Genomic DNA, 6,487 nt, shown 5'->3' on the forward strand with positions numbered 1-6,487 from the left:
TTACAAGGACAGCGCCATGAACGCCTGGTGGCATGAGGTCTGGGTGACCCTGGAAGCGGAATTCGCCGACATCGGCGACGCCTCGCAACTGACGCGCATCACCGTTCGCCTGCTGATGGCGGCGGTGCTGGGCGGCATTCTGGGTTTCGAGCGCGAGCACACAGGCAAGGCCGCAGGTGTGCGCACCCATATGCTGGTGGCGCTGGGCGCGGCGCTCTTCGTACTGGTCCCGCAGATGTCCGGTTCCCAGGCTGATGCCATGAGCCGGGTGTGCAGGGGGTGATCGCCGGCATCGGTTTTCTGGGCGCCGGCACCATTCTGAAAAATCAGGAGGGCGATGAAGGTCACGTCAAAGGCCTGACCACTGCCGCCGGGTTGTGGATGACTGCTGCCATCGGCGTTTCCGCCGGGCTGGGCAGGGAGGCGACGGCGGTGTCAGTACGTTTCTGGCGTTGGCGATTTTAGCGTGATGCCAAAAATCGTGAGGATGCTCGATAAGGCACGCGATCCCCTGTAGGAGCGAGGCTTGCCCGCGAAGAACGATAACGCGGTAAAACCTGTGGAACGCGTCATCGTTCTTCGCGGGCAAGCCTCGCTCCTACATGGGATCTCTACAGGTTATGGGCTCACAACCACCGGCGGCATGGTCGTCGGCGGCTCTTCCCTCGGCGGCGGGTGGGTGCCCGGTGGGTCTTGTTCGGGCACCGGCTGCGGGTCGGTCGGTGGAATCACGGGATTGTCGATGTTCGGATCGGTGTTTCGGCCGGGAATGGATTGTTCATTGTTCAAGCCTCCAGTGGCACATGGCGTAAGTCGTGCTTAAGTGGATTGACCACTGCCTGAAGGATTTGATTCAAGCCAATTGCCGATGAACTTTTGCAGGCAGGCGTCGCTCGGAACCTAAGTGAGTTCATTCGGTGAAGGACTGACCGCTGTGGATGACAATCAGACACGAGAGCGTCCTTGGGGCGTACTGGAGAGATGCTCGATGACGGCTGAAAAACCTGGTGAATTGAGCTACAACCCGCACATTCCGCTGTCGCAGGCGTTGTTGCTGCCGCGAATCGTGATCGAAAACACGATGCCGACCCTTGATGGCGGACAGTTCGCCGTCAAGGCCGTGGTGGGCCAGGACGTGGTGGTGACCAGCAAAGTGTTTGCCGACGGTCACGACAAACTGGCCGTGCGGATACGCTGGCAGGCCGATGGCGATGAGGTCTGGCACAGTGAGGTCATGACCGACCTGGGCAACAATGCCTGGCAGGGCCGGTTTCGCGTTGAGAATCAGGGCCGCCATGTCTTCTGTATCGAAGCCTGGATCGATCAGTTCGCCAGTTTTCGCTATGAACTGGAGAAAAAACATGCCGCCGCTATACCTGTCACCCTCGAACTGCAAGAAGGCCGTCTTCACGTTCAGCAGGCCGCCGAACGCGCGGAAGGGCAACTGAGCGAACAACTGGCGGCATTGCAGCATCAATTGTCCGGGCTGCTGGAAACCGAGCAGGTCGCACTGTTTCTGCACCAACGTAGCGCCGAGCTGATGGCTCAGGCCAACCACCGCGCTTTCCTGAGCCTAAGTCCGGAGTACCCGGTGGATGTCGAGCGTGAGCTTGCGCAGTTTGCCAGTTGGTACGAACTGTTCCCGCGCTCGATCACCGACGATCCGGCGCGGCACGGCACCTTCAATGACGTGCATTCACGGCTGGCGATGATTCAGGACATGGGCTTCGACGTCCTGTACTTCCCGCCGATCCACCCGATCGGTAGCAGCTATCGCAAAGGCCCGAACAATTCCCTGACCGCAGGTCCCGATGACCCCGGCAGCCCCTATGCTATCGGCAGCCCCGAAGGCGGGCACGAGGCGATTCATTCGCAGCTTGGCACCCGCGAAGACTTCCGTCGGCTAGTGGCAGCGGCAGCGGACCATGGCCTGGAAATCGCCCTCGATTTCGCCATCCAGTGCTCCCAGGACCACCCCTGGCTGCAGCAGCATCCGGGCTGGTTCAACTGGCGTCCGGACGGCACGATCAAATACGCTGAAAACCCACCGAAAAAATACCAGGACATCGTCAATGTCGACTTCTATGCCGTCGAGTCGATTCCCAGTCTTTGGGTCGAGTTGCGCAACATCGTCGTCGGTTGGGTGCTGGAGGGTGTGAAGCAGTTTCGCGTCGACAATCCGCACACCAAACCGTTGCCGTTCTGGCAATGGCTGATCGCCGATGTGCGCGCGCTGTACCCTGACGTCATCTTCCTGGCCGAGGCCTTCACTACGCCGGCGATGATGGCGCGCCTCGGCAAGGTCGGTTACGCCCAGAGCTACACCTACTTCACCTGGCGCAACACCAAACAAGAGTTGGCAACGTATTCACGGAGCTCAATGAGTCGCCGTGGCGAGAATGCTACCGGCCGAATTTCTTCGTCAACACGCCTGACATCAACCCGGCATTCCTGCATGAGTCCGGTCGCGCGGGTTTTCTGATTCGCGCGGTGCTGGCGACCATGGGGTCCGGACTTTGGGGCATGTATTCCGGTTTCGAACTGTGCGAGTCGGCACCAATTCCGGGCAAGGAGGAATACCTCAACTCCGAGAAGTACGAGATTCGCCCAAGGGATTTCACCGCGCCCGGCAACATCATTGCCGAAATCGCCCAGCTTAATCGGATTCGCCGGCAGAACCCGGCGCTGCACACGCATCTGGGCCTGAAAGTCTATAACGCCTGGAATGACAACATCCTGTACTTCGGCAAGCGCAGCGCCGATGGCAGCAATTTCATTCTGGTGGCGGTCAGCCTCGATCCGCATAACCCGCAGGAGGCGAATTTCGAACTGCCGTTATGGGAAATGGGCCTGTCCGATGACGCCAGCACCCAAGGCGAAGACCTGATGAACGGCCATCGCTGGACCTGGCATGGCAAGTACCAGTTCATGCAGATCGACCCGGCGTTTCAGCCGTTTGGGATTTGGCGGATTACCACCTGACACATGATCGTTCCCACGCTCTGCGTGGGAATGCAGCCCGTGACGCTCCGCGTCACTGGACGCAGAGCGTCCCTTGAGGCATTCCCACGCGGAGCGTGGGAACGATCTGCGTCGGGGGTGTTCTTTCGAATTCAACAGGAGTTTCAAATGGCGAAGAAACCCAAGGCAGCCACTTTCATCAAGGACCCGCTCTGGTACAAGGACGCGGTGATTTATCAGGTTCACGTAAAATCCTATTTCGACTCCAATAATGATGGTATCGGCGACTTTCCCGGCCTGATCGCCAAACTCGATTACATCGCCGATCTGGGCGTCAACACCATCTGGCTCTTGCCGTTCTACCCCTCGCCACGGCGCGACGACGGCTACGACATTGCCGAATACCGTGGCGTGCACAGCGACTACGGCACCATGGCCGACGCCAAACGCTTCATCGCCGAGGCGCACAAGCGCGGTTTGCGGGTGATCACCGAACTGGTCATCAACCACACCTCCGACCAGCACGCGTGGTTCCAGCGTGCTCGCAAGGCGAAGAAAGGCTCTGCGGCGCGGGACTTCTATGTGTGGTCCGATGACGATCAAAAGTACGACGGCACCCGCATCATTTTCCTCGATACCGAAAAGTCCAACTGGACCTGGGACCCGGTGGCCGGCCAGTACTTCTGGCACCGGTTCTACTCCCACCAGCCTGACCTGAATTTCGATAACCCGCAGGTCATGAAAGCCGTGCTGTCGGTGATGCGCTACTGGCTCGACATGGGCATCGATGGATTGCGCCTGGACGCGATTCCGTACCTGATAGAGCGCGACGGCACCAACAACGAAAACCTGCCGGAGACCCACGACGTCCTGAAGCAGATCCGCGCCGAAATCGACGCCAATTACCCGGACCGCATGCTGCGGCCGAGGCCAATCAATGGCCCGAAGACACGCAGCTGTACTTCGGAGATACAGATAAAAAAGGCCTCAACGGCGACGAATGCCACATGGCGTTCCACTTCCCGCTGATGCCACGCATGTACATGGCGCTTGCCCAGGAAGACCGCTTCCCGATTACCGACATTTTGCGCCAGACCCCGGAGATCCCGGCCAATTGCCAGTGGGCGATTTTCCTGCGCAATCACGATGAACTGACACTGGAAATGGTCACCGACAAGGAACGCGATTATCTATGGAATTACTACGCGGCCGACCGTCGGGCGCGGATCAACCTCGGTATTCGCCGGCGTCTGGCGCCCCTGATGGAGCGCGACCGGCGCCGGGTCGAACTGCTCAACAGTTTGCTGCTGTCGATGCCCGGTACGCCGACACTGTATTACGGCGATGAAATCGGCATGGGCGACAACATCTATCTCGGCGACCGCGACGGCGTGCGTACACCGATGCAATGGTCGATTGACCGCAACGGTGGTTTTTCCCGCGCCGACCCGGCCAGCCTCGTGCTGCCGCCGATCATGGACCCGCAATACGGTTACCTGTCGGTCAACGTCGAGACCCAGGCCGGTGACCCACATTCGCTGCTCAACTGGACCCGGCGCATGCTCGCGGTGCGCAAGCAATCCAAGGCGTTCGGACGCGGCACCTTGAAAATGCTGTCGCCGACCAATCGCAGGATTCTGGCCTACACCCGTGAGTCACCGGGGCGGACGGCAAGCATGAAATCATCCTGTGCGTGGCCAACGTCTCGCGCAGTGCGCAAGCGGCGGAGCTGGACCTGTCGGCATACGTCGGCATGGTGCCGGTGGAAATGCTCGGCGGTAATGCGTTTCCACCCATCGGCCAGTTGAATTTCCTGCTGACCCTGGCGCCCTACGGGTTTTACTGGTTCGTGCTGGCGGCGGAAAACCAGATGCCAAGCTGGCACGTGGAGCCGGCGCAGAGCCTCCCGGACTTCACCACGCTGGTACTGAAAAAACGCATGGAAGAACTGCTCGAAGCACCGTCACGTGACACGCTGGAGCAGGGCATCCTGCCGAACTGGCTGCAGAACCGTCGCTGGTTCGCCGGCAAGGACGCGGCCATCGAACAGGTCAACCTGGCCTACGGTGTGCGTTTTGGTGATGCGCAGCACCCGGTGTTGTTGAGTGAGATCGAAGTGACCAGCGCGGGCCAGACCAGCCGTTACCAACTGCCGTTCGGCTTTATTGCCGAAGAGCAGGTCGGGACCGCGTTGCCGCAGCAACTGGCGCTGTCGCGGGTCCGCCGTGGGCCTCAGGTGGGTTTGATCACGGATGCGTTCAGCCTGGAAAGCTATGTCCGCGCAGTGTTGCAGGGCGTGCAGACCAGCACGGTGTTGCCTTCCGATGGAGGCGAAATCCGCTTCGAGCCGACCGCCGAGCTGGCAAAACTGGGCCTTACGGCTGAATCGGAGGTGCGTTACCTGTCAGCCGAGCAATCCAACAGCTCTGTGGTGATCGGCAACAGTCTGGTGCTGAAGCTAATCCGCAAGGTCGCGTCTGGTGTCCACCCGGAACTGGAGATGAGCGCGTACTTGACGCACGCCGGTTTTCGCAATATCTCGCCGCTGCTGGGTTCTGTGATTCGGCGCGATGCGGCTGGCGAAGACAATCTGTTGATGATCGCCCAAGGCTACCTGAGCAATCAGGGCGACGCCTGGGAATGGACGCAGAACAACCTCGAACGGGCACTACGCGACGAGTTGGCGCACGCCATGTCTGAGCAGGAGCAGCATTACAACGCACTTGGCGAGTTGAAAGATTTCGCCGCCATGCTCGGTCAACGCCTGGGGGAAATGCATCAGGTCCTGGCTGCGCCGAGTAACAACCCGGACTTCGATCCCCAGGTCACCACGCAAAAAGATGCACTAATGTCGGCAAAAGACGTTGTGGCACAAATCGAGCATGCGTTGAAGTTGCTTAAACAGTATCAAAACGAACTGAACCCGGCGGACAAAACCCTGGTCAGCCATTTACTGGACAACAAAAAAGCCATCTTCAGTTACGTGCAGGCGTTGGCGAAGCAGACAGCCGGTGGCTTGCGCATTCGCGTACACGGCGACTTGCATTTGGGCCAGGTGCTGGTTATCAAGGGTGATGCCTACCTGATCGACTTCGAAGGCGAGCCAGCGCGACCGCTGTACGAACGACGGGGCAAACACAGCCCGTACAAAGATGTCAGCGGCGTCCTGCGTTCGTTTGATTACGCGGCAGCCATGGCGATCAACGTGCATAACGTCGACAACACCGAGGCGGCGCAAAACGCTCGTCAGCGGGTGTCCGATCGTTATTTAAATGAAGCAAAACATGCATTTGTGGTCGCTTATCGGCTGGCGGCAGCTACGCTTGGCCATGCATGGCAAGATCCTGAAGGCGAGACGCCGCATTGGCGTTGTTCGGCCTGGAGAAGGCAGCGTATGAAGTGGCCTACGAGGCAGAGAATCGCCCCACCTGGCTGTCCGTGCCGTTGCACGGCCTGTACGGGTTATTGAGTGGGCTCCAACCCTTTTCCGATCTTGGTGGAGAGTAGTCATGAGTTTCTCGAACAA

At 59.5% G+C, this 6,487-nt stretch carries 3 pseudogenes; all 3 read left to right on the forward strand.

The window, feature by feature from the left end:
* Positions 1 to 16 precede the first annotated feature (16 nt).
* The 3 pseudogenes from CES87_RS32130 to treS all read left to right on the forward strand — a co-directional run bounded on the left by CES87_RS32130 (position 17) and on the right by treS (position 6,468).
* Positions 17 to 517 (forward strand): annotated as a pseudogene (locus tag CES87_RS32130) (MgtC/SapB family protein).
* Positions 518 to 988: 471 nt separating this feature from the next.
* Positions 989 to 2,982: pseudogene (locus tag CES87_RS32135) on the forward strand (alpha-1,4-glucan--maltose-1-phosphate maltosyltransferase).
* A gap of 147 nt (positions 2,983 to 3,129) precedes the next feature.
* Positions 3,130 to 6,468 (forward strand): annotated as a pseudogene (gene treS / locus CES87_RS32140) (maltose alpha-D-glucosyltransferase).
* Positions 6,469 to 6,487: the final 19 nt, after the last annotated feature.

The sequence above is a fragment of the Pseudomonas sp. ERMR1:02 genome (genome assembly GCF_002277815.1).
Lineage (GTDB): Bacteria > Pseudomonadota > Gammaproteobacteria > Pseudomonadales > Pseudomonadaceae > Aquipseudomonas.